Source organism: Massilia sp. P2_C2, from assembly GCF_056404615.1.
Genome location: NZ_JBFUDR010000418.1, coordinates 1 through 4,303, shown reverse-complemented (window position 1 = coordinate 4,303; position 4,303 = coordinate 1). Strand labels below are relative to the sequence as shown.

Annotated in this window: 3 protein-coding genes and 1 pseudogene; all 4 read right to left on the bottom strand. The window is 71.4% G+C overall.

All coding sequences use genetic code 11. The annotated features are described in order from the left end of the window. Window positions 1-718: DUF5682 family protein (locus AC1DYX_RS28445; protein ID WP_477265158.1), on the bottom strand; the 718-nt coding region annotated here is incomplete at its 3' end. Between the two features lie 6 nt (window positions 719-724). Then, entirely contained in the window at window positions 725-1,816 is a 1,092-nt protein-coding gene (locus AC1DYX_RS28440; RefSeq protein ID WP_477265156.1) for an ATP-binding protein, read from the bottom strand. Continuing rightward, window positions 1,813-3,399, bottom strand: a complete 1,587-nt coding sequence (locus AC1DYX_RS28435; RefSeq protein WP_477265155.1) for a DUF5691 domain-containing protein — start codon at window positions 3,397-3,399, stop codon at window positions 1,813-1,815. Before AC1DYX_RS28435 ends, AC1DYX_RS28440 begins: the two co-directional genes overlap by 4 nt. A gap of 10 nt (window positions 3,400-3,409) precedes the next feature. Continuing rightward, window positions 3,410-4,303: pseudogene (locus AC1DYX_RS28430) on the bottom strand (SWIM zinc finger family protein); the annotation flags it as partial.

Genomic DNA, 4,303 nt, shown 5'->3' with positions numbered 1-4,303 from the left:
GCACCCACGTGGCCGCGACCTTTTCCTTCGCCAGGCCCCTCAAGATGTCGGCATCGCTTTTCGCGCTGGGCAGCGTCGCCAGTGCCGGCACGTGCCAGGCGCCGCACACGACCGCGATGCGCTCGCGGCCCTCCTTGACGGCCTGGCGGATCGCCGTGCGCATCCACGCTTCGCGCTTCGCTTCCAGCTCGTCGGCCGGCGGGCCGGCCTCGTTGCGCAGCGCCGTCATCATCTCGGCGATGGCCGCGAACAGGCCGAGGCTGTCGCTGCGCTGCTCGACCAGGTGATCCCACCAAGTCTCCGTATCGCCGTAGCCGGCCGCGCGGGCGAGCCAGCGCAGCGGGTCCGCCTGCAGCTCGTCCAGATCTTTCTCCGCCCCCGCTTCTGCACGCTCGGCGCGCAACGCGAAGCGCTGGGCCTGCGGCAAGTCGCAGAAACGCACGTCCACGCCATGCTCGCTGGCGTAGCGCAGCGCCTGCCATTCCGGAGAATACGCCGCGAACGGATAAAACGCGGCGCGCTGCGGATCGGCCGGCGCGTACAGCAGCAGGGCCACCGGCGGCACGAGGTCCGCATGGCCGGCGTACTGCGCCAGCGCGTCCGCTTCCGGCGGGCCCTCGATGAGGATGCAGTCGGGTGCCAGCGCGGACAGTGCCTGCGCCAGGCTGCGCGCGCAACCGGGGCCGTGGTGGCGGATGCCGAACAGGTGGACGCTCATCGCGCGTTACGCCATCACGTCGCGGCAGGCGCGGTACAAATCCTTCCAGCCGTCGCGTTCCTTGACGACCGTCTCCAGGTATTCGAGCATGGCCACGCGGTCCTGCAGCGGATCCTTGACGATCGCGCCGACCATGCCCGCCGCCAGGTCGGCCCCGCGCAGCACGCCGTCGCCGAAATGCGCCGCCAGCGACATGCCATGCGTGACGACGGAGATCGCCTCGGCCGTGCTCATGCTCGCGCTGGGGACCTTCAGCTTGGTCTTGCCGTCGCCCGTCACGCCTTCGCGCAACTCGCGGAACACGGTGACGATGCGCCGGATTTCCTCGAGCGCCGGCTTCTCGGCCGGCAGTTCGAGCGCGCGGCCGATGCTGGCCACGCGCGTCTCGACGATGCGCACTTCCTCGTCGGCCGTGCGCGGCGGCGGCAGCACGACGGTGTTGAAGCGGCGCTTCAGGGCGCTCGACAATTCGTTGACGCCGCGGTCGCGGTCGTTCGCCGTGGCGATGATGTTGAAACCCTTCTGCGCCAGTACCTCGTCGTCCAGTTCCGCGATCGGCAAGACCTTTTCGGACAGGATCGAGATCAGGCTGTCCTGCACCTCGCCAGGCATGCGCGTGAGTTCCTCGATGCGGGCGATGCGGCCGGTGCGCATGGCGCGCATCACGGGACTCGGCACGATGGCGTCCTGCGACGGCCCTTTCGACAGCAGCTGCGCGTAGTTCCAGCCGTAGCGCACGGCTTCCTCGCTGGTGCCGGCCGTGCCCTGCACGACGAGCGTGGAATCGCCGCTGATCGCCGCGGCCAGGTGTTCGGACACCCAGGACTTCGCCGTGCCGGGCACGCCCAGCAGCAGCAGGGCGCGGTCGGTGGCGAGCGTGGCGACGGCGATCTCGATCACGCGCGGATTGCCGATGTATTTGGCGCTGATCGTCACGCCGTTTTCCAGCTGGCCGCCCAGCAGGTACGTGGAGACGGCCCACGGCGACATCTTCCAGCGGGGCGGGCGCTGGCGCGTGTCAAAAGCGATCAGCGCTTCCAGTTCGCCGGCGTACTGGTGCTCGGCGTGCTGGCGGAGGACGGAAGGGGTGGCGGTCATGCTGGCTCCTGGAATGAAAGGGTCATCTCGTGGCGCAGGCGCACGAGATCGAAGAATTCGTCGACGGTGCGGTTCCATTCGCCGTCGGGCTGCCACGCCGCGCGCAGGTCGGCTTCGGATGCGGCCGCCGTGGCCGGGTCGAGCACGAGCGCGAGGCTGGACAACATCTGGCGCACCAGCCAGGGATGGCCGGCGTCGGGCAGCGTGGGCAGGGCGGTCTGCAGCCGCTGCAGCGCGCGCCGGCTCAGGGGCGCGGGCCAGGCTTGCGGCGTGCCGGCGGCAAGGCGCGCGAGCAGGCGCATCTGGAAGCCGTCGCCGATCCATGTGCCGGACATTGCGTCGAACAGGGCGCTGGACGCGCCGTCTTCATCCTGCGCGAAGTGTGCAGCCACCACGTCGAACAGGCTGTCGGGCACGGCATCGCGCAGCGCGGGTTTGGCGTCGACCCACCACGTGGTCAGGTCGCGCAGCCAGGCGCGCAGGCCGGGCGACGTTGCGTTGGCCGCATGGTGCTGCACGGCCAGCGCCCAGCCGCGCACCAGTACGGTGGCGAACTCGCTGTGCTCGGCGAGTGCCAGGCAGGCGCGTGGCGTGCGGTCGAAATGGCGCGTCCATGTTTGCGGGTCGAGGGCGGCCAGCATGTCCACGACCCATCCGGCCTTTTCGCCCAGGCCGTAGCGGGGCGCGATGCCGATGCCGTCGCGCCGCATGGCCGCATCGCAGGTGGCGGGCAGCGTCAGTTCGATATGGGCGGGGCGCAGCAGCGGTTTCTCGACGCGCAGCAGCGGCAGCAGGCGGTCCCGCATGCGCTGCGCCAGCCGCGATCCGGGCAGGCGCGCGAGCAGGCGCTGGGCCACGGCGCGCACTTCCTTGCGGCGGTCGTCGAGCGCGGCTTCGAGAAAGGCTTCGTCGTCCGGTCCGAGGCCCGTGCCCAGCACGGCCAGCAGGGCCGCGCGCTGATCCGGGGGCTCGCTGTTCCATGCGGCAGCGAGGGCGGCGCTGGCTGCCCGGGGATCGCGCGCTCTCCAGTCGCGCAGCGCGGCCACCCGCTGTTCCGGGGTGCCGGTCTCCCACAGCGTCGCTTCCGCATCCGTGCCGGCAGCGGCCCAGGACCATTCCGGTTGCAGGCGCGCGAGCCAGTGTCCGCGTTCGCCGAGCACGGGCAGCATGGCCGCGCGTAAATTGGGCAGGCGCGTCGCGGCATCGAGCAGTTTTGGAAGGCAGTGCGCGGGCAGGCGGCCGCCATGATGGTGCAGGTGGCGCAGCCACTCGGCTTCCAGGCCGGCCGGATGCACGCCGCGCAGCAGCAGGGTCAATATGGCTTGCGCGCGCGGCGGGCAGGGGCGCAGCGTCTCGGGCGCGGCCGCCTGCGCGGGTGCCGGCGCGGGCTGGTCGGGTGCCACGAAGCCGCTGCGCTCCCACAGGTCGAGGGCGCCGAGCGATAGCCAGAGCACGGCTTCCGGCGGTGCGGCATCCGCGGGCAGCAGCGCCGCGAGGGGCCCGGCGAGGCCGGCGGGAGGACGGCCGGCGCGGGCCGTGCCGATCTTCAGTAATTGCTGCAGCTGGCGGTCAGCGTCGTTCATGGTCGCCTCGTCATGTCGGGAAGTCGCTGTCGATGTTGTACAGCCGCCCTTCCTGCCAGACGCTCAGTGGCAGCAGCGTGCGCCCATCCCATTCGCCGCACACGGTCAGCGGATGCCCGCCGCTCAGGGCCAGCAGGTGCACCGGGTGGCGGAACGTGGGATGCAGGGCGATACGGCGACCCTGCGTGTCGTGCACGATGCCACGGTCGGCGCCATCCGGCACGAGGCCGCCGAGCAGCACCGGAAAGCGCTCGAGGAAAGGCTGGGCGGCGAGGGCGTTCGCATGGGTGTCGAGCACGGCGTCGAAGTCCGACGGCGCGGCGCCGGCGGACAACGGACGCGGATCGTCCTGGCGCAGGATCTGGGCGCGCAGCGGCCATGCGCTCGGATAAAAACACAGGTCGCCGTCGAATGCCGTGCCGGGCGCGAGCTGCTGCTCGAAGCCCTGGGTGCCGACGGCGTACTGCAGGTGCAGCGCCCAGCGTCCGGTGGCGGCGCCATGGAGCCAGGTCGAGCGCACGCGCAGGCGATCGTCGTCGAACGTGGTCTGGGCCAGCACGCGCCAGGTGTCGGCGACGGCGCGCTGGCGCAGCACCTCGTCCTGGCTGATCGTCCAGCCGAGCAGGGTGCGCACGTCGGCCTGCAGTGCGGGCGCCAACTGGTCGATGCGTTGCCATGCCTGGGTCAACAGATACAGGGACGCGAGTTCGTGTGCGACGAGGCCTTCGGCATTGCGCAGGCCGGACTGGTAGAGCATGCTGCCGGCGCGGCGCAGGCGGCGTGCCAGCGGGGCCGCCTGGGCGTCGGCCATGCGCGCGGCGATCGCCTCCCAGAAGGCCTGGCCGTGCGAGCGCACGGACGCGAGGCCTTCGCGCGCCAGATCGTGCAGCCAGGTCTGCAGTTC